The 21454-nt window shown below is 66.2% G+C and carries 19 protein-coding genes; 8 read left to right on the top strand and 11 right to left on the bottom strand.

Going from position 1 to position 21454, the window contains the following annotated elements; translation table 11 throughout:
• Positions 1 to 109: 109 nt before the first annotated feature.
• The 3 genes from ahcY to CXY71_RS11075 form a co-directional block, all read right to left on the bottom strand.
• Positions 110 to 1597, bottom strand: a complete 1488-nt coding sequence (gene ahcY / locus CXY71_RS11085; RefSeq protein WP_104135664.1) for an adenosylhomocysteinase — start codon at positions 1595 to 1597, stop codon at positions 110 to 112.
• A gap of 287 nt (positions 1598 to 1884) precedes the next feature.
• Positions 1885 to 2109, bottom strand: a complete 225-nt coding sequence (locus CXY71_RS11080; protein WP_104135676.1) for a DUF3499 family protein — start codon at positions 2107 to 2109, stop codon at positions 1885 to 1887.
• Between the two features lie 284 nt (positions 2110 to 2393).
• On the bottom strand, positions 2394 to 2681 hold the full coding sequence (locus CXY71_RS11075; RefSeq protein ID WP_104135663.1) for a hypothetical protein: 288 nt from the start codon (positions 2679 to 2681) through the stop codon (positions 2394 to 2396).
• Between the two features lie 448 nt (positions 2682 to 3129).
• Here CXY71_RS11075 and CXY71_RS21105 point away from each other — a divergent pair, with 448 nt between their 5' ends.
• The 4 genes from CXY71_RS21105 to CXY71_RS11060 all read left to right on the top strand — a co-directional run bounded on the left by CXY71_RS21105 (position 3130) and on the right by CXY71_RS11060 (position 5113).
• The gene (locus tag CXY71_RS21105) at positions 3130 to 3285 is read left to right on the top strand and encodes a hypothetical protein (protein WP_158253063.1); all 156 of its coding nucleotides are present in this window, start codon (positions 3130 to 3132) and stop codon (positions 3283 to 3285) included.
• Between the two features lie 43 nt (positions 3286 to 3328).
• The gene (locus CXY71_RS22370) at positions 3329 to 3463 is read left to right on the top strand and encodes a hypothetical protein (RefSeq protein WP_255412635.1); all 135 of its coding nucleotides are present in this window, start codon (positions 3329 to 3331) and stop codon (positions 3461 to 3463) included.
• 163 nt (positions 3464 to 3626) lie between these two features.
• On the top strand, positions 3627 to 4073 hold the full coding sequence (locus CXY71_RS11065; protein ID WP_104135661.1) for a metallopeptidase family protein: 447 nt from the start codon (positions 3627 to 3629) through the stop codon (positions 4071 to 4073).
• A gap of 359 nt (positions 4074 to 4432) precedes the next feature.
• Positions 4433 to 5113, top strand: coding sequence for a hypothetical protein (locus CXY71_RS11060; protein WP_104135660.1), 681 nt, complete (start codon positions 4433 to 4435; stop codon positions 5111 to 5113).
• A gap of 108 nt (positions 5114 to 5221) precedes the next feature.
• Here the strand turns inward: CXY71_RS11060 and CXY71_RS11055 are convergent, their stop codons facing one another.
• Positions 5222 to 6607 (bottom strand): glycosyltransferase family 87 protein, encoded by a 1386-nt coding sequence (locus CXY71_RS11055; protein WP_104135659.1) that lies wholly within the window; start codon positions 6605 to 6607, stop codon positions 5222 to 5224.
• Positions 6608 to 7363: 756 nt separating this feature from the next.
• Between CXY71_RS11055 and CXY71_RS11050 the strand changes: the two genes are divergently transcribed.
• Together CXY71_RS11050 and CXY71_RS11045 are read left to right on the top strand one after the other, a co-directional pair.
• Positions 7364 to 8659, top strand: coding sequence for a molybdopterin-dependent oxidoreductase (locus CXY71_RS11050; protein ID WP_104135658.1), 1296 nt, complete (start codon positions 7364 to 7366; stop codon positions 8657 to 8659).
• Positions 8656 to 9267, top strand: coding sequence for a hypothetical protein (locus tag CXY71_RS11045; RefSeq protein WP_104135657.1), 612 nt, complete (start codon positions 8656 to 8658; stop codon positions 9265 to 9267). Before CXY71_RS11050 ends, CXY71_RS11045 begins: the two co-directional genes overlap by 4 nt.
• A gap of 132 nt (positions 9268 to 9399) precedes the next feature.
• On the opposite strand, the gene CXY71_RS11040 is transcribed toward CXY71_RS11045, so the two are convergent.
• From CXY71_RS11040 to CXY71_RS11030, 3 genes are read right to left on the bottom strand one after another with little or no spacing between them, the layout of a single operon-like run.
• Positions 9400 to 10239, bottom strand: coding sequence for a bifunctional 2-polyprenyl-6-hydroxyphenol methylase/3-demethylubiquinol 3-O-methyltransferase UbiG (locus CXY71_RS11040; RefSeq protein ID WP_233198141.1), 840 nt, complete (start codon positions 10237 to 10239; stop codon positions 9400 to 9402).
• Positions 10236 to 11021 carry a DUF2064 domain-containing protein gene (locus tag CXY71_RS11035; RefSeq protein WP_104135656.1) on the bottom strand — a complete coding sequence of 262 codons (786 nt, stop codon included), beginning with the start codon at positions 11019 to 11021 and terminating at the stop codon, positions 10236 to 10238. Before CXY71_RS11035 ends, CXY71_RS11040 begins: the two co-directional genes overlap by 4 nt.
• The gene (locus CXY71_RS11030) at positions 11018 to 11776 is read right to left on the bottom strand and encodes a glycosyltransferase family 2 protein (RefSeq protein WP_104135655.1); all 759 of its coding nucleotides are present in this window, start codon (positions 11774 to 11776) and stop codon (positions 11018 to 11020) included. Before CXY71_RS11030 ends, CXY71_RS11035 begins: the two co-directional genes overlap by 4 nt.
• Positions 11777 to 12012: 236 nt before the next feature.
• Between CXY71_RS11030 and CXY71_RS11025 the strand changes: the two genes are divergently transcribed.
• Together CXY71_RS11025 and CXY71_RS11020 are read left to right on the top strand one after the other, a co-directional pair.
• Entirely contained in the window at positions 12013 to 12846 is an 834-nt protein-coding gene (locus tag CXY71_RS11025) for a response regulator transcription factor (protein ID WP_199184283.1), read from the top strand.
• Positions 12843 to 13991, top strand: a complete 1149-nt coding sequence (locus CXY71_RS11020; protein ID WP_104135653.1) for a sensor histidine kinase KdpD — start codon at positions 12843 to 12845, stop codon at positions 13989 to 13991. The genes CXY71_RS11025 and CXY71_RS11020 overlap by 4 nt, the downstream gene beginning before the upstream one ends.
• Before the next feature lie 163 nt (positions 13992 to 14154).
• Here the strand turns inward: CXY71_RS11020 and CXY71_RS11015 are convergent, their stop codons facing one another.
• The 4 genes from CXY71_RS11015 to CXY71_RS11000 all read right to left on the bottom strand — a co-directional run bounded on the left by CXY71_RS11015 (position 14155) and on the right by CXY71_RS11000 (position 21276).
• Entirely contained in the window at positions 14155 to 15402 is a 1248-nt protein-coding gene (locus CXY71_RS11015) for an NAD(P)-dependent oxidoreductase (protein WP_104135652.1), read from the bottom strand.
• An 88-nt stretch (positions 15403 to 15490) separates the two neighbouring features.
• Complete coding sequence (locus CXY71_RS22035; protein WP_233204602.1) at positions 15491 to 16537, bottom strand: MTAP family purine nucleoside phosphorylase; 1047 nt, start codon at positions 16535 to 16537, stop codon at positions 15491 to 15493.
• Positions 16538 to 16817: 280 nt separating this feature from the next.
• Positions 16818 to 18281: a DUF5719 family protein gene (locus CXY71_RS11005; protein WP_104135651.1), complete on the bottom strand. Its 1464-nt coding sequence runs from the start codon at positions 18279 to 18281 to the stop codon at positions 16818 to 16820.
• Entirely contained in the window at positions 18271 to 21276 is a 3006-nt protein-coding gene (locus CXY71_RS11000; RefSeq protein ID WP_104135650.1) for a glycosyltransferase family 2 protein, read from the bottom strand. Before CXY71_RS11000 ends, CXY71_RS11005 begins: the two co-directional genes overlap by 11 nt.
• Between the last annotated feature and the right edge of the window lie 178 nt (positions 21277 to 21454).

Genomic DNA, 21454 nt, shown 5'->3' with positions numbered 1-21454 from the left:
TTCCGCACCTTTGGGGTACGTATAGATACACTACGGCCACCACCACCACCCGTCAAAACGCCCCCCACCCGGGCGTGTCGCACAGCCCGGTCTCGAGACCCGGCATCCGCTAATAGCGGTAGTGAGCTACTTTGTAGGGGCCTTCGGCGGGAACGCCGATATAGGCGGACTGCTCGGGGGTCAGTACGGTCAGCTCCACACCGAGGGCGTCGAGGTGCAGGCGCGCCACCTTCTCGTCGAGCAGTTTCGGCAGCACATACACACCGACCGGGTACTTCTCCGGTGAGACGTACAGTTCAATCTGCGCCAATACTTGGTTGGTGAACGAGTTGCTCATCACGAACGAGGGGTGTCCGGTGGCATTGCCGAGGTTCATTAGGCGTCCCTCCGACAACACGAGCACACTGCGCCCGCTCGGCAGACGCCATTCGTCGACCTGCGGCTTGATCTGAACCTTGACGGCGCCCGGCAATGACTCGAGCGAGGCCATGTCGATCTCGTTGTCGAAGTGACCGACGTTGGCGACAATGGCGAGGTGCTTCATGCGAAACATGTGGTCGACGCCGATGACGTTGAAGTTTCCGGTGCCGCTGACGAAGATATCGACCTGTTCGACGACGGAATCGAGGCGGGCGACCTGAAAACCGTCCATTGCGGCCTGCAGGGCGTTGATCGGGTCGATCTCGCTCACGATCACGCGGGCACCCTGGCCGCGCAATGCTTCGGCGGCGCCCTTGCCGACGTCACCATAACCGGCGACGAAGACGACCTTGCCGCCGATCAGCACGTCCGTGGCGCGGTTGAGACCGTCCGGCAGCGAGTGACGAATGCCGTACTTGTTGTCGAACTTGCTCTTGGTGACCGAGTCATTCACATTGATGGCCGGAAAGAGCAGTTCCTTGCTCGCGGCGAGCTCATAGAGACGATGCACGCCGGTGGTGGTTTCTTCGGTGACACCCATCAGATCGACGGCGACCAGGGTCCAGCGGTCGGTCGATTCGGCCAGAGACTGACGGAGGGCGGCGAGGATGACGCTGTACTCGTGGCTGTCACCGGCAGCATCCGCTGGTACGACGCCAGCTAATTCGAACTCACGCCCCTTGTGTACAAGCATCGTGGCGTCGCCGCCATCGTCGAGGATCATGTTCGGTCCGGTCCAGCTGGCTCCGGCGGCGGACGCTTCGGCGCTCCAGTCGAAGATCTGCGACGTGCACCACCAGTAGTCCTCGAGCGTTTCGCCCTTCCAAGCGAACACGGGAACACCGGCGGGGGCCTCCACTGTGCCGGCGGGGCCGACCGCGATCGCGGCGGCCGCGTCGTCTTGCGTCGAGAAAATGTTACAGCTGGCCCAGCGCACCTGAGCACCGAGCGCGACGAGGGTCTCGATCAACACGGCGGTCTGCACGGTCATATGCAGGGATCCGGCGATGCGGGCGCCGGCCAGCGGCTTGGATTCGCCGAATTCGCGGCGGAGGGCCATCAGCCCCGGCATCTCGTTCTCAGCCAGGCGCAGCTGGTGACGCCCAGCCTCGGCAAGCGACAAATCGGCAATCTTATAGGTGAATGTGGGGGGCGCGGTGGCCGAGGCGACAGTCATGCTGCTATCTTGCCATTTCCGTCTGAACGGCCCCAACAAAAAAACGACCGCACGCTGATATTCCCAGCCGGCCACAGAACGGATGCTGCCTGCTTTCGTCGGCAGGCGGCCAGTGGGCCGAGACGGCCGGGCCGGAGTGTCCCGGTTTTGTCTACAGGGTAATTCCAGCGGGACGAGACGGCCGGTCGTCGGCGATGCCGAGGCGACCGAGTAGACGGGCAGGGCAGCGGGCCGGGTCAGCCGCGGGTTCGGCAGCGGGACGAAGCTTTCGGGCAAGTCGGGGCAGGCTAATTGGAAGGATCCGGTTCGTCGGCGACGAGACGGTGCCGCATCAGCTGCCAGCCCTGCGGAGCGGTCGTTCGCTCCGCATGCCGGGAACAGAGGTCGAAGCTGTGCGGTTCTTTGCGACTGGCGAGCGGGCCGAGTACGGCCAGGGAATCCCGATAGTCAAAGGTGAGCGTGGCCACCGATGGTTCGAGGCAGGCAACGCGGGAACACGGACGGAATGTCATTGCTGTCAAGGCTACCGGCGGCAGCGGCATTACCGGGCAGGCTCCAACGTTTATGTGGCCAGTCCGTTGAAGCGACTCTGGATAGCGATCGCCGCCGCGCTGCGCGCCCAGGACGTGAACCCGCTGCCGTCAACGATGAGCTGAACCTCGAAGGCCTCGGGGTCGCGACCGTTCGAAATTACTGCGGTAACTTGAGTTGCTCGGTTCGAGCCCCGTTAGGAACTCCATGTCAATGACACTCTGTTCCGGTCAAGACTCTACCACGCCAACGGCCGGTCTGGACACTAGTCGTCCAGCTCAAACACGCAGTGAAGTTCGAACAGAAGAGCGGTTTCCGGCAGCAGAATCAGCGGGTGCAAGCCGACCTGAGCCAGTGTGGCGCCGCTAACGATGATTCCGTCCAGCCCCGGCGCGGACTGGGCCTGAATCGTTCCAGCTTCCCCGGTGGGCTGCGCAACGCGCACGCGGTTGAGCGCATCGGCGTCGGGCTCGGAAATCAGAAACTTCGCCGGGTTGCTGCCGCCGGCCGTGCTGAGCCAGCCGATGCCTACCTGCGCCTCGAACGAGGGCATGTCGCCCTTCTCGACCAGGGAATACCACCAGTCGATGGCCCCCTGGAAGCGCGGGTCATCAAAGTTGTAGGTGTCACCCCAGAGACCGCTGGTCAGGGTGGATCAAGCCGGCAAGGTGATTCCGACGATGGTATTCAGCAGCCCGAGATCTTTCACCAAGCTGAAGCTGCGGAGCAGGATGAAGTTGCGGAGCAGGATGAAGTTGGAACCAGGATGAGAAGGCCCTGCACCATGAGCGCGATCAGAAGGATGCTGAAGACCTTGTCGTACCCCTTCCAGTTTCGCAGAACGAACGCGAAGGTGACCATGGCGAGGCTTTCCTTGCCGAAGAAGCCGACCCTGTCGAACCCGAAGTATTCCGGGCCGGCGTTGATGATGCCAAGGCACCTCTTCTACGCCGGCCGGAAGTCACGATCGCGCACCCAAAATTCAACGAATCGGCCACGCCGTGGCGACTAAGGTGATCCAGGTGCTCGAACTGGCCGGACAGCACGTGATCGTGTTCTGCGCGGCTTGCGCCGACGTGTTCTCCGCCATCGTCGACACGATCACCGGCACCTACGCGGCCCCCCGCCGACGGCCCGCTCGGCCCGTTCCGCTTTGATCGCGCCGAACCCATCCGTGCGGCCGGAATCTGAGCCGGGCGCGTGCTCGAGGGCCCGACCCGCGAGCCCAATCTGCCGGGTTTCATCGAAGCGGATGCCGCCGGTCGGTTTGCCGGGGTCAGCTCCGACCCGGTTCCGCTCGCTCTGACCTCGCGGGGAACGCCGCAGCCGCGCTAGATTTCGTGATGCTGCGCCGGACTGGTTTCGCGCCCGGTGCTGCTCACTGCGCACGGAATGCCGGGAAGGGTGGTGCGACCAGGTCGGGGCGGCATCCGTTCGGATCAGAAGTGGCCGCATCCGGCGGCCGGAGCGGCCGCGGCAGCGGCCGTAGGATGGCAGCATGGCCCGATCTCGACGTTCTGCAGCGCCCGAACCGACCGTACGCGGCCGCGGGCGGGACCGGCACGGCCGAGGAATTCGCAGCTCGGCGACCGGCCCGTTTCTGCCGCCGCTGCGCACCCGGATCGATCTGTTCGACATGACGGTCGCCTCCACGATCGAGTATCTGCGCGGCGTCTGGCCAGAAGAACTCGGCCACGCCGTGTTCGAGGTGGCGTCCGGACCGCGCTCGGTGATACCGGGCATCGGCGTGGAGCGCTGGATGGTCACGCCGGAAACAAATCGGGTGGTGTTCTACCGGCTGCCGATTCAGCGCCTGTCGCGCCTGGACGAAAACGATGAAATGCACCAGCGCATGATGATCGAGACCTGCGTCTTTCGCGGAGTCGCCGAACTGCTCGGCAAAGACCCGTGGGATCTCGCGCCGGATCGCTTCCGCCACTTCTAGGCCGCCGCCGCTTGGACCGCGGAAACCGTGCTGTGCGCGGGTCGGGCAACCACTGACCGAAACCGCCGTGCGATTCGTCGCGGCACGTGATTGAGATGCTGGCATGTGTTCAAACCAGTGGCAACTTCGAAAACGCGGGCCACGGGCGGGACGCGGCATCCGCTCGGCTGAGACGCGTCGATCGCTGGCCAGGACCGGGATCGAGGGGTGTTTGGCGCGCCAGTACTATCTGGGCGTTTGCTGAATTGAGTAACAGAACGGTAACGGATTGGGACAATTCCAAACCATTTCGGGGGTGGAACCGAACACCAAGCAGACCCCAACATCACCTGCTCGATCGACAGAAAAGGATTCATCCCATGCGCACATTCACCAAGGCCACCATCGGTTTCGCCTCCGCCGGAATTCTTATCGCCGGCCTCGCTGGCTGCTCGGCTGAAGCCACCACTTCGTCCCCGGCGCCCGCCGCGAGCTCATCGAGCTCCGCGGACGCCACGCCGACACCGCTCGCCTCGATCCCCAGCCTGTCTGGTGTGGACACCGCAGTGCTGCTCGACGCCGACTTCGGTGCCGCCCTGACGAGCCTCGGCCTGAACGCCGGAACCGTGGGAACGGCCACGTTGGAAGAAGGCAGCCTGCACTTTCCGATCACCGGTGGAAACGTGGATTACTACGACCCGGCCGAAGATTACCGCCCCTACGTTCAAGGCTCCATCGAGCACGAGGGATCCGGCTTCTCGCTAACCGCCGGTGACATCGTCGTCGAGCTGACCAACTTCACCATCGACCCGGGCACCTCGGAGCTCTTCGGTGACGTCTCGGTCAACGGCGAGTCCGCTGCAAACCAGGAGCTGCTGTTCGACCTCTACGGTGGAACCCTGAAGCCGCTTGAGATGGACGGCGACAACGCCATCCTCGCCGGTACCACAGTGCACATCTCCTCGGTGGCCGCTGGCTTGCTGAACTCCACCTTTAGCACCGACGCCGTCACCGACCAGATGCTCGTGGGTATCGCGACCATCACCGCCGCCACGAAGTAGTTCTTCTTCACAGCTTTCGGCTGCACAGCACGAATCGGGGCTCGCCACATGGCGGGCCCCGATTGTTGCGTGTCCGGGTGCCCCTTGCGGCTCGCGGCACCGGGGCGGTCAGGCGGGGCGGAGTCGCCGCAGGGGATGCAGCATCCGCTTGACTGAGCCCGGGCCAGCGCGATGCAGGGAAATTACGACGATCACGATCACTGCGACCGCGATCGACGCTCGGGTGAGTGGAACGCTCGGCACCAGTAGCCTCAGCGTAAGCGCCATCGGCACGAGCAGCCATTCCCAGCGGCCACTGAGCGCCACGAACGGCAGCAGCAGCAGCGCATACCAGGGGTAGCGGGGGCTGAGTACGAGCAGGGTTGTGCCGATCATTACGAGCTGGCCGACCCACGGCTGGTTCTGGTCGGTCTTGAGAATCACGACCACGGCGACAATGGCCAGAATCAGGCCGGCGACAATTACAGCGGATGCCCCCGGCGCGACCAGAGACACCAGCGCAAACCGCGACCCGTCCTGGTATCCCTCCTCGCTCAGGTAGCCGGGCAGGTAGCCGAGCACCCCGATACCGGTCGCCAGTACATAGGGAACATAAAGCAGCGCAAAACTCAGAACGGATGCCGTCACCAGGCGCCAGCCGCCGCGCCTAAGCAGCGCCGGCGCTGCGAGCACCGGGATGAGCTTGGTGCCGATCGCGATTCCGAGGGCAATGCCGCCGCGCCAAACCTTCTTCGAAGACATTAGGAAGACGGCCGCAACCACGAAGATGACGCCGAGCATATCCACGTGGGAGTTGGTGATGGCCTCGGTCGCGACCAGCGGACACCAGGCCCAGAGGGCGACGTTGCGTTGGTCGAGGCCGCGGCGGCGCATGCCGACCAGCAGCATGACCGTGGTGCCCAGACTGAGCAGCAGACCGGCGAGTTGCAGCGGCCAATAGGCCGGCTCCGGGCCGGTGAAGAAACGCACGCTGGCAAAGAAAATTTCGCTGGCCGGAGGGTAGATCGTGGGCACAGCGGTGCGATTCAGGGCGGAGCAGAGCAGGTCGCCGTCGGTCGTGCGGGCGGTGGCGATGCGTTCACCGACACATTTCTCCCCTCCGTCGGCCGCAGTCTGGGGCGCCGGGAACAGCCAGTCTGGTCTCAGGGAATCGAGGCGGGCATCCGCTGGAGTGAAGGAGTAGGGGCTGATTCCTGCATTTTGCACGATGCCATCCCAGGCATAGCGCGCCGAATCGGTGCTCGTGTTGGGCGGGCCAACCATGGCTGCGCCGCCGATCAGAGCGGAGCCGGCCAGGATCAACGCGACCACGGCCTTGCCGCTGACACTGCGCAGCAGCCAGCAGGCCAGGCCGAACACTACCCAGAGCGCAGCCGTGACCAGAACGAGTTGCACCTCGTCTCGGTCGGCCTGGAACAGGTCGAGGGTTGTCGCGCTGAATGCGGTGACGGCAGCGCTGAGCACCAGCAGGACCGCGATGATCGTTATGCGCACCAGTCCATCCTCTCGTACCCACGCTCACCGGCGGCGCGCTCTGGCCGTGCGGCGTGAGAAACCTGCAGACTGTAAGACTCCCGGGTTACCGCTCGCCAACCCTCAAGGCCGACGGAGTAGACGAAGGCCGGGCAACCCGACAGCGGATGCCGCGCTTAGTCCCACCCTTCGGGTTCAGTGAGCAGGATCAGCGAATCGAGGCAACGGCCGACGAGTGTGCCAGTGGGTATACCGCTACCGAAGGCAATCAACTCGTCGATCACCTCCTCGAGGGGCCGCGCAGTGCAACAGGGACACCAGCCTTTTTTGTCAAAACTGGCGCGCATGGCTTCGATGGAGTCGCCGCACGACATTTAAAAGAGGTCGGTCACGATCGCCGTCGGCGTGTGGCCATCTGAACACATTCCGGTGAAGGTGCACCCACAGTCGCACGGCCCGTTGGGGTTGCGTCGGCTGGCTGGGCAGGGGTCAATCATCCACACCAGTTCGCCGGCAATGCACGCGTGTGACTGGCCCGCGCTGGCCCGTCGTTTCGCCCTTTGTTGTTTGCCCGCCAGCATCGCCGTCGCGACTAAAACCTTCATCGTGCTTCTCCCTAGTCTCGGCACGAGTCTTTGTGAGTAGTTAACAATGACGCTCACGGCACCCACCGACATTGCGGTAGTTCCGACGCGCTCGATCAAGCGAGGCAGGCCTTGTGCACATCGTAAGGATTCAGCGGGGTCACGGCGAGCGTTCAGGTGGTGCAATAGAAGCATGCGGCGATTGATGTACGAGACCCAGCGAGCGCTGGCGACACCGGTGCGCAATCCGCGCATGGCGACGGTGATCGGGCGGTTGCTCGGTGCCGCCTTTTTGATCTGCTTCGGCACCGGCCTGTACAGCCATTTTCTGCAGGAACCGCTGGATTGGATGCGCTTTGCGACCCGGCCCGAGTTTCTGTACCAGATCACCCAGGGCACGCACATTATCGCCGGAATCGCTTGTTTTCCGCTGCTGCTGGCCAAGCTGTACATCGTTTTTCCCGATCTGTTCGCCTATCCCCCGGTGCGCGGCTTCGTGCACTTTCTTGAGCGGGCCTCGATCGCTCTGTTCGTGGGGGCCTCGCTCGTGCAGATTACGATCGGACTGCTCAACACGTTTCAGTGGTATCCGTGGCCATTTCCGTTTCGGCAGGTGCACTTTGCGCTTGGCTGGGTTCTGATCGGGCTGCTGGTCATTCACATCGCGGTCAAGCTGCCGCTAATTACGCGGTATTGGAGTAAGCCGTCGAGTGACGGTGCGGGTTCTGACTCGGGTTCTGACTCGGGCGCCGGCAATCATCTGGTCGACGCGGTGTCGGCCGACCGGGCGTCTAATGCGGAGGCGGTGCGCCTGTGGGGCACGACTCGGCAGGGGGGCCTCACCGGGCGGGTGCTCGACTACATCGATGCGACGCCGCGCCCGTCTTCGCGGGTCAGCCGGCGCGGATTTCTCACCACCGTCGGCGTCGCCACGACGGCCGTCGTGGCCTTGACCGCCGGACAGACCTTCACACCGCTGAACGCGGTCAACCTGTTCGCGCCGCGCAAGAAGGGCGTCGGCCAGCAGGGCGTTCCGGTGAATCGCACCAGCGAACAGGCGCAGGTGGCGGTTACCGCCCTCGCTTCAACGTGGACTCTTACCCTCGCGGTGGCCGGCACCGAACGCTCCTTCACGCGGGCCGAACTGGTCGCCCTGCCACAGACCGAGGTCCGGCTGCCGATCGCCTGCGTCGAGGGCTGGAGTCAGATGGCGACGTGGCGCGGTGTGCGGCTGCGCGACCTCGCCGACCTGATGAGCGCCGACCCGGAGACCTCGTTTCGTTTGATCAGCTTGGAAGAACGCGGCAGCTTCAGCAAAACCCAGATGGGCCGGGAATATGTGCGCGACTCGCTCACGCTCGTGGCCCTCGAGCTGAACGGCGAAACGCTCGACCTCGAGCATGGCTATCCGGCCCGCATGATCGCGCCGGGGCGGCCTGGGGTATTGCAGACCAAATGGCTGAGCCGAATCGAGGCGATCGAATTATGAGAGCGGATGCGCGCGGGTCACGTGGCGAGGCGGCCGGCGATGACATCGGTGTGAAGACCGGAGTGGGTGCCCAGAAAAGTTCCGCGACCACGTCAACCGAGAACGCTGGGACCGGCCTGTATCCGCCGCCAGCCGGGATCGCGCCGTCGACCAGCCGGCGGATGCGGAGCATCCGTTTGGTGCTGCTGGGGGCTGGCGTGTTGCTGCTGGCCTGGGGCGCGTTCGTGATGTTCGATTCGGTTCGGCTGACCCGGATTCCCGGAGTGGCCCTGTGGATTGCGGCGGCGATCGTGCTGCACGATGTTTTTTTGGCGCCGATCGTGTTTGCGTTCGGGATTGCTCTGCGGCGGGCCGGGCGACGGGTGACTGGCACGGTCATGGCGATCGTGCAGGGCGCAATTGTGGTCGGATCTATTGTGTCGCTCGTTGCGGTGCCGACGATCGTGGCGAAAAACTTTGCTCCGGCGAATCCGACCGTGCTGCCGCTGAATTATGGGCTCAACCTTGGGATTTTCTGGCTCGTGCTCGCTGTGCTGACGGTGGTCGTGTCGGCGTGGGCGATGCTGCGGGGGCGGCGCGCTGTGCCGCAGGAGAACTCCGTGCGGTGACCGTGTCGCACGCGGCCCGCGGTGTCAACGGGTCATCCACTCCGCGCTCAGACATTGGAGATCGACGGTGCACGGACAGACTCGTGACTTCCTTGATCCGGCCCACCTGACCGAAGCGGGGAAGATGAACGACTAAGCGCGAGCGAGGCGGGCGAAGGCGCGGCCACCTCGGGACCATTCGGCGACCGGAGTTAGACCTGCTTTTGCGGCCCGGCGACACAGGGCGTTGACTCCGAGTTCGGCCCAGGGAAAGGCGTCGCTCGTGTGTCCGGCGGCGTCGTGCAGGGTACCAACATAGGCGAGGTCGTGTTCGGGGTCGCGGTGCACCTCGACGACGAGCACGCCGTCGGGGGCGAGCAGCGCGGCGCAGCGTTCGAGGAGCGCGTCGGGGTCGCCGCCGATGCCGATATTGCCATCGACTAGGAGCAGGGTTGCCCAGGTTCCCGCGAGCGGAATGTGATCGAAGACGGAGCGGTGCAGCACGGCAAGTCCGGCGGCGAGGGCGATCCGCACGGCGGTCGGTGACACATCGACACCGAGTGCGTCGAGGCCTTCGTTCATCGCTGCCCGGATCATTCGGCCCGGTCCGCAGCCGATGTCGAGCACCGGTCCGGCGACGACTGCAAGTAGGGAACGGTCGGTCGCATCGGCTCCGGCGCTCCACCGTCCGGCGTGCATGGTGGAAACGCTGGCGGCAGTTTCCGGATCGGCGTCGTGGCGGCGGCCGTGCAGGTAGAGCACATTGTCGTCGCTCTGCAGGGCCTGGGCGTACGGTTCGGATCCGCCGGAACCGAAGGTAGTCGGGCGGCGAAACCGGTCGGTCGTCGTCTGGTCTGCGGCCGAACGGTCCGCTGCCGCATGCGCGACCAGCTGCCCGACGAACTCGGAAACGAATCGGTCAGCGCCGACCGCACCCTCGCTGACGGGCCATTTTCCCGGCTGATCCCAGAAGCGCGGGGAGACCAGGCTCACGAGCGTGTCCCGGTCAGCGTGAGCAGGTCGGCCGCCTGCAGTTCGGCAGTACGCAGGGCCGCCGCGTGCAGGTGCGGGGTGCAGACGTCGGCAGCTCGCCCATCCGCAGGGGGCTGATTCGTCGTGCGCTGTTCGGGGGCGCGTAGGTTCGCATTACCGGGTTGAGCGGACGTCCGCATCTCCTCGAAGGCACGCGCGAAACGCGTGTGGGGGGCGATCGCGGCGACGGTGTGGGCATCCCTTATGGTGTCGATGTCGGTGAGCGCGGGTAGCAGGCGCACCGTTAGGCCCGCTTGGTCGAGGCGTTGCAGCTGGTGTGCGCCGGTGTCGGAGCGGCTCATTGGGATGCCGCGGAGCAGCGCGCCGCTGGGTTTTTTCAGCGCGAGTGCCCAGAATCCGCCGTCGTTGGCGGGGCCGAACCAGGCATCCGTTTCATTCCAGTTTTGGAATACTGGTGCGAGTATCTCGGCGCTGATCTGCGGAGTGTCCATTCCGAGCAGCAGGGTGGGCTCGTCGAGGTGGTCAAAGATGGCGGCGAGGCGCTCGTCGAGTGCGCCGCTGGTTTGCGGCAGAATCTGCCAATCGGATGCCTCTGGCGGCGGGGTGACACCATCGAAGGCGAGAATGTGGCGTGTCGCGGGTAGCTGTACGGCGACCTTGAGGGTGTCGGCGAGGCTCGATGCGGCGAGAAGAGCGGCCTGCTCGAGCGAGAGCGGCGGGTGCAAACGGGTCTTGACCTTGCCGGGCAGGCATTCCTTGGCGATGACGACGATGGTGGTCATGAGCGGCCCCCGCTGCGGCTGGCGCGGGCAGCGCTGGTGACGCTGCTGGTTCGGTCGGCGCTGACACTGGCGTCGTTATCGTTCCGGATGGTGCTGGTAGCGCGGAGCAGGCCGGACATGTCGTGGATGGCGGTGAGGGTGCCGCGCACGGTCCCGGTTACCTTGCTGCGGCCAACCCGCGGCGCGTAGCCGGTGTCGACCTCGCGGATGCGCCAATTTGCCGCGGCAGCGCTGAGAAACATCTCGAGCGGATACCCGCTGCGGCGGTCGTGCAGATCGAGGGCGAGCAGGTGGTCGCGGCGGGCGGCCCGCATGGGGCCGAGGTCATGAATGTTCACACCTGTTATTCGGCGCAGTCGCCAAGAAAGATAGGTATTTGCTAACCGGGCATGCGGCGGCCAGGCATTTCGGGTGGTTGGGCGGCGTCGTCCGAGCACGAGATCGGCGTCGTCTTGAGCGATAGGGTCGACCACGAGTGGCAGGTCGCGCGGGTCCATTGATGCGTCGGCGTCGCAGAACGCGACGATCGGCGCGGTCGCGGCGAGGAGTCCGGCGTGGGCGGCGGCGCCGAACCCGCGACGGGTTTCATGCACGACGTGCGCGCCGAAGGCAAGGGCAAGGTCAGCCGAACCGTCCGTAGATCCGTTGTCGACCACGATCGCCCGGTAGCCGGCGGGCATCCGCTCGAGAATCCACGGAAGCGCCTGCGCTTCGTTCAGGCAGGGCAGCACGACGTCAACCCGAATACTCGTCATGGTTAGAGACTAAGCACGGCGTCTGAGCATTCGGGGCGAAAGAGCTTACGAACCGGGGAAGGATGCGCAGCAGCTCTACACCAGACAAATACCAGCCAAGCCGAACGGTCGACCGGGCCCACCCCACGGTCCGGGCCCCGGCCCCGAACGGTTGGTGGTGGTCCGAGCGGGGCCTCCGTTGACCGGGCGACCAGACCGGTCGCGCGGTACCGAGGTCGCGCGCCTAGTCTGAGGGGGTGCCCCCCTCCCAACATTTCGCGCCGCCGCAAGCCGATGCTCTGACCGGGCGCCGTGTGCTCGTCATCGAGGACGATCCGCTGGTGTGTGAGGTGGTCGGACAGTACCTGCGCTCCGCCGGATTCATCGTCGACGAAGCCGCCGACGGACTCGCCGGACTACGCCGAGCCGAGGCGGTACCGCCCGATCTGGTCGTGCTCGACCGAATGCTCCCGCTGCTCGACGGCATCGAAGTATGTCGGCGTATTCGGCAGAATTGGGGCGCCCTGCCGGTGATCATGCTCACCGCGCTCGGCGAGGAAGAGCACCGCATCGCCGGACTCGAGGCTGGCGCCGACGACTATCTGGTGAAACCGTTCTCGCCGCGGGAACTCGTGCTGCGGGTGCAGTCGGTGCTGCGGCGCAGCCGGTCTGAGTCGATCCCGGAGGGAATTCTCGAGGCCGGCGAGTTCACCCTCAACCTGGCCGCGCACCAAATTCGCCTGCGCGGGACCGCTCTCGTACTCACCGCACGCGAATTCGATTTGCTCGCCTACCTGATCTGGCGCCCGTCCAAGGTGCTGACCCGCGAGGAATTGCTGCGCTCGGTCTGGGGCTGGGAATTCGGTGACCTGTCCACGGTGACCGTGCACGTGCGGCGGCTGCGGGAGAAGATCGAAGCCGACCCGGCGCATCCGCTCGTGTTGAACACGGTCTGGGGGGTCGGCTACCGGTTCGACCCTGTGCCCCTGGGCGCGGGGGCTGCGGATGTCGCGGTGTCGGCGGAGGACGCCGGGACTTCGCGGGGCGCACAGAACACGGATGGTGCACAGAACGCCGGCGACACGACATGACAGCGTCGGTGTTCGCCGCGGTCGTCGGCATAGCACTCGGCTGCGCGCTGGTCGTGGGCGCACTCGGATTGCTCGCATTGCGGCTGCTGTCGCGCGGGTCGCTGGTAACCCAGATCGTCGTCGTCGCCTTCGCCACCGTCGCATCGGTGCTGAGCGGAACCGCAGCGGTCGCCTCGCTGATGTATCTGTCGACGCACGATCTGATTGTTTTCTGCGTGGTTGCAGCGGTAGCTGGCATCGTGTCACTCATGATGGCAGCGCTGCTCGGACGCTCGCTCGCACGCGACAACAGGTATTTTCGGGCCGCCGCCGCGAGCATCGGACGAGGCGAATCGGGTATATCCGCCGATGGGCATACGAGTACGGAGTTCGCAGCACTCGCCGGGGAACTGGCCGCAACCGCCGATCGGCTGGCTGAATCCCGCGAACGGGAGGGGCGCATCGAGGCCTCCCGACGCGAAATCATAGCCTGGATCTCCCACGATCTACGCACCCCGCTCGCCGGAATCCGGGCCATGGCCGAGGCGCTGGAAGACGGCATGGCGCCAGACCCCGAGCGGTACCACGTGCAGATACGCGGGCAGGTCGACCGCCTCAGCGGCATGGTCGACGACCTGTTTGAACTGTCGAAAATTCATTCGGGAGCGCTGCAGCTGTCGCTCGAACGGATATCCCTGTATGACCTGATCAGCGACACGGTTGCCGACTTGGCGCCGGTTGCCCTCGCGAAGTCGCTCGACCTGCGCTTCGAGGGCGAGCGCGGTCTGATACTGCAAGCGGATGCCCGCAAGCTCGCCCGCGCGGTTGGCAACCTCGTGATGAACGCCATCCAGCATTCGCCGGCCGACAGCGCAATCGTGGTCTCCGCGACCCAGCACGTTGACGGGCGGGCGATCATCTCGATCGTCGATGCGGCCGGAGGTATCCCCGAACCAGACCTCGGCCGGGTGTTCGAGGCCGGATGGCGGGCGAGCGAGCCGCGCACGGTGTCCGCTTGGGGAACCGGCGGTCAAAGCGGTGGGGCCGGGCTCGGACTCGCGATCGTTCGGGGCATCGCTGAGGCCCATCACGGGCAGGTGACGGTGACCAATGTTGAAGGCGGGTGCCGGTTTGATTTGCTGCTGCCGCAGCATCCGCTTGGCTGACCGGTGGTCGGGGTTGGTTCGGACGGCTCGTCACGGGCAGTGTCGGCGGCTAATTCAGGAAATTTACCTGCGGCCAGCTCGTTCGGCCCCGAAAACAAGGCGTGTCCGTATCAGCCGCACCCGATTTCCTGAATTCGCCCCCAAAAGACGAAGCGGGCCGGTATCAGGGGCGCACTGCGGCGCGTAGCGGGGCGGTGGCGAACTCGCGCATTCCGTCGTCGAAAGAGATTTGCGCCGACCAGCCGAGTTCTTGTCGCAAGCGCTCGGACGACGCCGTGATGTGCCGCACGTCGCCGAGCCGATACTCGCCGGTCACGATGGGCGCTGGGCCGCCCGCCGCCGCGGCAAGGGCGGTCGCCATGTCACCGATGGTGTGAACGATTCCGCTGCCGACGTTGAACGCACGAAATATTCCGGAATCAGAATTTATCGAGCAGGTGGACGCGATTTCAGCAGATGCGGAGTCCGGAGGCACTGGGCCAAGGCCGGCAGCCCGCGGTGTGTAATCAAGCCCGGTAAAGTCGAGCGCGGCGACGTTGGCAGCGGCGACGTCCCGTACGTGTACGAAGTCGCGGCGCTGCCGGCCGTCTTCGTACACGCGGGGAGCTTCGCCGCGCTCGAGTGCTGAGCGAAACAATGAGGCGACTCCGGCATAAGGCGTGTTCTGCGGCATGCCCGGACCGTAGACGTTGTGGTAGCGCAAGGCCGCGACGCGTGCGCCGGTCGAGCGGGCCCACGCGGTCGCGAGGTATTCCTGGCCGAGTTTGCTGCTCGCGTAGACGTTGCGCGGGTCCAGCGGATCGGATTCGCTGACCAGAACGGGCTCGAGCGGCTCCCCGGTGCCCGGGTCGAGGGGATCGAAACGTCCGGCATCGAGGTCGCTGGCGAGGCGAGGGCCGGGCCGGGTGAAGCCGTTTGGGCCTCGGTAGCTGCCCTCGCCGTAGACGACCATGGACGATGCCAACACCAGACGACGGATGCCCCGCGCGGCCATCGCAGCCAGCAGCACGGCCGTCCCGACCTCGTTGCTGTGCACGTAATCGGGGGCGTCGGCGAAGTCCACGCCGAGGCCGACCTTGGCGGCCTGGTGACAGACCACGTCGATGTCGGTAAGGGCGCCGGCTACGATCGCGGGGTCGGTCACGTCCCCATGCACGAACTCGACCCGTGGGTCCAGCCCCGCCGGCCTCATGTTCCGGGCCCTGGCCAAGAAACCGGGCCCACGTTCCATCATGCGCCCACGTTCCGGGCCCGGGCCCGGAACGGTTTGCACCTCGGCCGCGGGGCCGTGAACGTCGGTGCGCAGTGAGTCCAGTACGCGCACCTCGTAGCCGCGGGCGAGGGCAGCCTCAACAATTGCGGAACCGATGAATCCGGCGCCGCCCGTGATCAGCAAGCGGACGCCGCTCATGCGAGGCCTGGGTAACTGGCACCAGTAGGTCCATTAGTTGGCCAGGGCGCATCGGGGAGCATGCGACGAGCCTCAGGCCGACCGGCCGTCACGTGAGATCCTCGGCCGGGCAGCACGGCACGGCAGTGCTGGAATCACCGCGCACGACATCCGACAGCACGGCCCGCGCTAGAACGGCTTCGACCTGGGCCGGGTCGATGACCTCGCGCGGGGCGAAGTTGGTCGGTAAGGCGCGAAGTATCGCGTCGATCGCCGCCAGAATGCGCGGCTGGGCCTCGCCGAGGCGACGGAACACGACCGACGCCGTGACGGCATCCGTTTCGCTGGTCGAGGTAGGGCCGGACGTCGCGGGAAGACCGGAAGCGCCCACGCCGGGCCTGGGCAAGCCAGAAGAGGCAGAGCCGTGAGTATCGACCACGGGACCAGCCGCGCTGTCCGCGACGGCGGAAGGCGTCGGCGCGAGTCCCGCATCGGCGTCCGTCACGAAGGAGAGGTTGACCGTGCCCATGTTGAGCTCACCGGCCAGCACGATTTCAGGATACGCGGTCATATTGACAATGTGCGCGCCGATCGAACGGAACCAGACCGACTCCGCCCGGGTGGAAAACCGCGGACCTTGAATGACGACCACCGTGCCGGTAGCAGCGAAGTTCTCGCCAAGATCCTCGAGCGCGCGCAGAGCATACGCTCGCAGCTGAGGGTCGAACGGGTCTGCGGCGGAGAGGTGCTGCACCGATTCCCGGTCGTAAAAAGTATCGGGGCGGCCGGACGTGCGGTCGATGAACTGGTCAGTGACGACGAGTAGCCCCGGCGGATACTCTGGCGTGACCCCGCCCACCGCCGAGGACGAGATGATCGCGCGCACGCCGATCGACGCGAGGGCCCAGAGATTGGCCCGATAGTTGATCAAGTGCGGCGCTACGCTGTGGCCGCTGCCGTGCCGTGGCAGAAATGCGACACGGCGAGCGGCGCGCAGGCCGATCGTGACCGACACCGACCCGTACGGTGTCGGAACCCGATGCGTCACCGCAGTTGCGGGGTCGACGAGTTCGTAAAGTCCGGATCCGCCGATCACGGCGACGTCCGCGCGGGCGATCGGGTCAAGCACAGGGTCAAGCACAGGGTCAAGCGTCACTAGCGGCTCCCAGCGGGTTACGAGTCGAGTGTTCAGTCTGCCATCGAAAGCTGCGTACCCACGAAAGACCGCCGCACCAGAACGGATGCCCCGCGCCGGACGACCGGACCCGGGCCCGGGCCGAAAAAGCCGAAGAGCGCGCGCCGGGCAACGCCCGGTGTTAGGAAACCGGGCCGCTCCGCCGGCCCGGTTTATAAACGTGAACCCACGTTCCGGGCGAGAGTCCCAAAAGCAAACAGAGACCTCCGAAGACTCCCGAAGATCCCGGAACGACAAACAGCTAGTGCGTGTAGACACGGATCGACGACGCGAGCGGTCCAGGCGGGCTCACTGTGAATGACGACAGCAAGCCCTCGCCGGAGTAGTCCACGAGCGCCCACACCGACTCCCCGCCGCTCACCAGATAGCGAGCCCCACTCACTAGCGGAACTGTCGCGCTCGCCCCGGCGTCGACCTGTAGCTCAACGGGAGAGCCGCGATCGGGCGTGAGGGTGAGCGCAGCATTCGCTCCCCCGCCGTTGACGAGGTGCAGGGTCGGTGCTGGCCCCTCGGCGACGGCTACCGTGAACGAACCCTCGAGTGGTGCCGAGGCCGCGAACCAAGCGAAGTCCCGGCCGTCAGCGCCCGCGCTGGAAGTGCGGGCAGCCGCGACGATCGGCTGGTCGGAGCGTAATTTCACCGAAAAACTACCCACGGTCAATGGTGACAGCGGAACCTCGGTCGCCACGCCGGGCTCAATCTTAACCTGGGTCGTTGTGCCGTCGGCAGCCCCGTCGGCACTGGTGACGCCGATCTGCACGGTCGCCGGCTCGGTGCCGGGCACAAACACCCGAATTGATGGGGTGTCGGCGTTGAACCCCTCGCCGGTGGTGACGGTGTCCGCGGCAACGGCCGACGTGACACGCACCCCGGCGATGGTCTGGTTGGGTGCCGGTGTGGCGGTGGCGCCGATGATCTCGACTCCGCCGGGTTCAATCCCCCGGATGCTGCTCTGCTCCAGTGCTGCCGCTACCTGCCCGCCACGCGACGAAACACGCACGACCGGGGATTTCAGGTTCGGGGCGAGACCGGCCAGAGAAATGACACGCTGCTCGCCGGGCTGCACCAGGATGCCGGAGGCGCCGGGCGCGTCGACGAGCCCACTCTCACCGTGAACGGTGACGTCGACGGTCGCCAGCACGGTCGTCGGGTTACTGAGCAGCAGCAGGCTACTGCCGCCGATATCGGTGGATCCTCCGACGATCCAGCTCTCGCTGGCCGCTTCGGTGCAGGCCGCGACAGCGAGCCCGCCCAGGGTGTCGGTGCTGACGACCTGCGACTGACTGCCGGTGACGAGCGGCGGCACGGTGACGCCGTCCTGCACGGGAACAGTCAGCAGCAGCGGTTGCTGCCGACTGTTGGAGTCGTCGACCGCACTGATCTCGGTAACCTCGGGGCGAATCTGGTCGAACTCGCTTTCGTCGGCTTCGATAGCGCCATACACGGCCGCTGCCGACCCGACACTCGACGCCGACTGAGCCTGCGTCGAATCCTCGGCGAGGGTCAGCAGCGGGCCAGGGCAGACCCGTTGCTGCTCGCTCGGCAGCGGCGCGATCTCGCTCAACTGCGGTTCGTTCTCAATGGTCGGCAGCGTCACGAGGATCGAGGCCGCGCCGACAGCGACGACGACGGCGATGCCGACGAGACCGAGCACGCCGCGGCCGGCCCGACTGCCGATGCGGGCGAGTGTGCTTCTAGCGGGCATGATCGTTCTCCACAGCGTCTTCCGTCGACGATTCCAGCCCGGTACCGACGCCGGTTTCCCGGTCCATGGCCAGGTCGGCCTCTAAATCGGTACCGCGCGGCGGTTCCCGATCGGCGTCCAGATCGGCAGCGGCAACGTTCTTGCCCCGGCGCGTGCGTTTCGGTTTCTGCCTGGCGTTGGCCTTGGCCGCGCGGCGAATCGCATCGCGGTTGGCCTGGCGCACGGCTTCGCGGCCCGCGCCGATCGGCAGCGACAGCAGCACGGCGCTGCCCACCACGGCGACGGCGATCAGCAGGGTGATCAGGCCGAAGACGCCGCCAGCACGAGCCGGCGCTGGAACGCCGCCGCCAGCATCCGTTTCGCCGAACTGCCACAGTCGCCCGAATTCGGTGTCGCCCACTGGGGCCAGCGCGGCATTTCCGTCCAGGGCGGTTTCGGTGCGCAGCGGGGTGTCACCGGCGAGAACATCAGCGTCGGCCGGCTGTAAGACAATGAAGCGGATGCCGAATTCGGCCAGACCTGCGCTGGTGTCGAGCCCGCTGCGTGAGGCCAGGTTGCCGGCGAGCTCGGCGAGTGCTTTCTCGCGGACACTCAGCCTTTGGTCGGTGCTGTCCAGGGTGGATTGCTGGTTCAGCGTGGCGCCGACACCGCGTTCGATCGTGGCAAGCAGGCCGCCATCGGCCTGCGGAACGAGCTTCAGGGTGCCGACCCGGTCATCGATCTGCGCTTCGGCGGCAACGAAGGCCGGCTGGGTCCGCCCGGTTCCCTCGCGCACGGCGGCGGTGCCGAGGTGCAGTGACGCCAGAAGGGGCAGCACCACGACGACCAGGGCGAGGGCGGCGACGACTCCGGCCGCCGCTGCGAACCGGCGCAGGGCGCGCAGGCCGATCAGGACGGCGCCGACTAGGCCGAGCCAGTACAGGCTGAGCCCGGCGCCCGACCAGACGCGTACCGGTTCGGCACCGATGGCGGCCAGAACGAGCTGGTTGGCGGCGAGGGCTGTGGTGAATCCGAGCAGGGCGACCAGCCAGGCGCCGCCCGCGAGCCGGGCGCCCGGCAGCAGCAGCGCCAACAGGGCGAGCACGGCGATGGGTGCGAGCAGGATGGGCACGAGCAGCTGGGGGTCGAGACCGGGCACCCCGAACTGATCGAGGACGTCAGCCCAGCCGCTGCCTCCGGGCAGCCCGAGCAGCAGTTGCAGGGTCGGTGTGTGAGCGCTCGACACGGGCAGGCCCGGGTCTGCGACGAGGTTCAGCCAGGTGCCACGCAGGCCTTGGTCGGCAATGAGCGGAAGCGCGAGCGCCAACGCCGGCAGCGGAATGCCAATGAAACGCATCACGCGACGACCGGCGATGGCCACGCTGAGCAGCCAGACCACGAGCAGCGCCGGGGCGAGAGAGGGCGCACAGGCCACGACCGCCGCGAACAGCAGTGCAGCCGAGGCGGAAGACGACCAGGTACGCGCGGCCGCGAACCAGTTGAAAAACAGCCACGGCAGCAGCAGATGCACGAGGATGGCGGCCGGGCGGGCATCGGCAAGGGCGACCAGAAAGCTCGGGGCCAGCACCCACAGGGTGGCGGCCAGGGCGCGCAGGCTGCCCCGGTCGGTCAGGCGGGTCGCAGCCATCCAGGCGCCGACCGCAGCGAGTGGAAAGGCGAGCGCATAGACCAGCACGAAGGCAAAGGACGGCGACCAGAACGCGATGGAGCCGAGCACGGCCAGCACAGCGGCAAACGGGTCGGCGGCGCCGACAAAACCGAGTCCGAGGTCGCGCCAGCCGTAGCCGACGCTTGCCCACAGTTCAGGCAGGCTTGGCGACAGCGGCAGCAGCCCGCCCCCGATGAGAGTGTCGGCACCAAGCAGCGGCACCATCATCACGATGCCGACAACCGCGGCGGCGAGCATGGTCCAGGCTCCGCCGCCGGAGAAGAACCGAATTTCGGCGCGTTCGCCGTGCAGGCCGAACAAGCTCGCCTCCCGTTTGAGCGAGTGCCGTCGCCGAACTTCGACCGAGGGAACGCGCAGGGTGGAGATGGCATCCCAGCCGAGAGTGCGGGTCTTGGCAAAGGTGTGGCGGGCGCTTCTCACCCGCATGCCGTTGAAAGCGGCGCCGAACGCAGCCGAGAATTCGCCTACGATCGCGCCGGGCTCCTTGCGCAGCAGCTGCCCGATCGAGCGGATGAAGGCGAGCGGCAGCAGGGTCAGCCAGTGCAGGGCGAGCACTCCGGCTGGCGCGTAGACCAGGCGGCGGTGCAGCTGCGCCGAACGTTCGGCCCGCACCCGGCGGCGGCGCAGGCGCCCCCGGGATGACTGGTTCGGTCCGGCCACGCCGTCGCCGGCCGAGGCTACCCGGGCGGCCGGAACAACCGACACGCGATACCCGGCGAGGCGCACCCGCACGCAGAAGTCGAGGGAGTCGTCGACGACCGTAAGGGCTGGGTCGAAACCACCCAGCTGTTCCCACACTTGGTGGCGCACGAGCATTCCACCGGCGCTGACGGCGAGGACATCGCTCAGCCCATCGTGCTGGCCCTGATCGAGTTCACTCTCCACCAGGGTGACGGTCGCGCCAAACGGCGTCATCGACTCGCCGAAGTTGTGAATGTACTCGCTGGCGATCCACTCCATGATCTTGGGACCGGCCACCGCAACGGACTGCGCAATCTCGAGCGCATCGACCAAGACTTCGAGCGCGGTCGGGTCTGGGGCGCTGTCTTGGGCGAGCAGCCAGAGCAGCTCCCGGTCGTGCGTGGGCGGCGTGGTCACGCGCACGGCGGCGGCAATCGCCTGCCCGAAGTTCAGGTCAGCATCGGCGGCAATAAACTGTGTCGGCCCAAAATCGGCCAGCATCTTGGCCGTCTTATCGCTCGATCCGCAGTCCACCATGATCACAATGTCGGGTTTGCGGGTTTGCAACGACAGCGCCTTGAGAGTTCGCTCAAGGTGTTTCGCGCCGTTTCGGGCGACAAGGATGGCGGTGACTCTCGGTTGCATAACAGCACCAGCCTAGGTCGGGATCGGTCGCTGCACCTCAAGCGAGAGGGCGCGCCTCAAATATTGGCAGGGCAATAGCGAAGCGCAGCCGCAACATGGCCCGCTGCCGACCACGTCAGCCCGGCGCAAGGGCTGAGGGGACTGCACCCGGACCGAGCCGGCTGGCAGCATCCGCTTA

This window comes from Cryobacterium sp. Y62 (assembly GCF_002929785.1).
In the GTDB taxonomy this organism is placed as follows: domain Bacteria; phylum Actinomycetota; class Actinomycetes; order Actinomycetales; family Microbacteriaceae; genus Cryobacterium.
This window is presented reverse-complemented; position numbering and strand designations above follow the sequence as displayed.

Coding starts and splice junctions, on each gene's coding strand:
- ahcY (WP_104135664.1), bottom strand. CDS start 1,597: ATGACTGTCGCCTCGGCCACCGCGCCCCCCACATTCACCTATAAGATT.
- CXY71_RS11080 (WP_104135676.1), bottom strand. CDS start 2,109: ATGACATTCCGTCCGTGTTCCCGCGTTGCCTGCCTCGAACCATCGGTG.
- CXY71_RS11075 (WP_104135663.1), bottom strand. CDS start 2,681: ATGCCCTCGTTCGAGGCGCAGGTAGGCATCGGCTGGCTCAGCACGGCC.
- CXY71_RS11065 (WP_104135661.1), top strand. CDS start 3,627: ATGGCCCGATCTCGACGTTCTGCAGCGCCCGAACCGACCGTACGCGGC.
- CXY71_RS11060 (WP_104135660.1), top strand. CDS start 4,433: ATGCGCACATTCACCAAGGCCACCATCGGTTTCGCCTCCGCCGGAATT.
- CXY71_RS11050 (WP_104135658.1), top strand. CDS start 7,364: ATGCGGCGATTGATGTACGAGACCCAGCGAGCGCTGGCGACACCGGTG.
- CXY71_RS11045 (WP_104135657.1), top strand. CDS start 8,656: ATGAGAGCGGATGCGCGCGGGTCACGTGGCGAGGCGGCCGGCGATGAC.
- CXY71_RS11035 (WP_104135656.1), bottom strand. CDS start 11,021: ATGACCACCATCGTCGTCATCGCCAAGGAATGCCTGCCCGGCAAGGTC.
- CXY71_RS11030 (WP_104135655.1), bottom strand. CDS start 11,776: ATGACGAGTATTCGGGTTGACGTCGTGCTGCCCTGCCTGAACGAAGCG.
- CXY71_RS11020 (WP_104135653.1), top strand. CDS start 12,843: ATGACAGCGTCGGTGTTCGCCGCGGTCGTCGGCATAGCACTCGGCTGC.
- CXY71_RS11015 (WP_104135652.1), bottom strand. CDS start 15,402: ATGAGCGGCGTCCGCTTGCTGATCACGGGCGGCGCCGGATTCATCGGT.
- CXY71_RS11005 (WP_104135651.1), bottom strand. CDS start 18,281: ATGCCCGCTAGAAGCACACTCGCCCGCATCGGCAGTCGGGCCGGCCGC.
- CXY71_RS11000 (WP_104135650.1), bottom strand. CDS start 21,276: ATGCAACCGAGAGTCACCGCCATCCTTGTCGCCCGAAACGGCGCGAAA.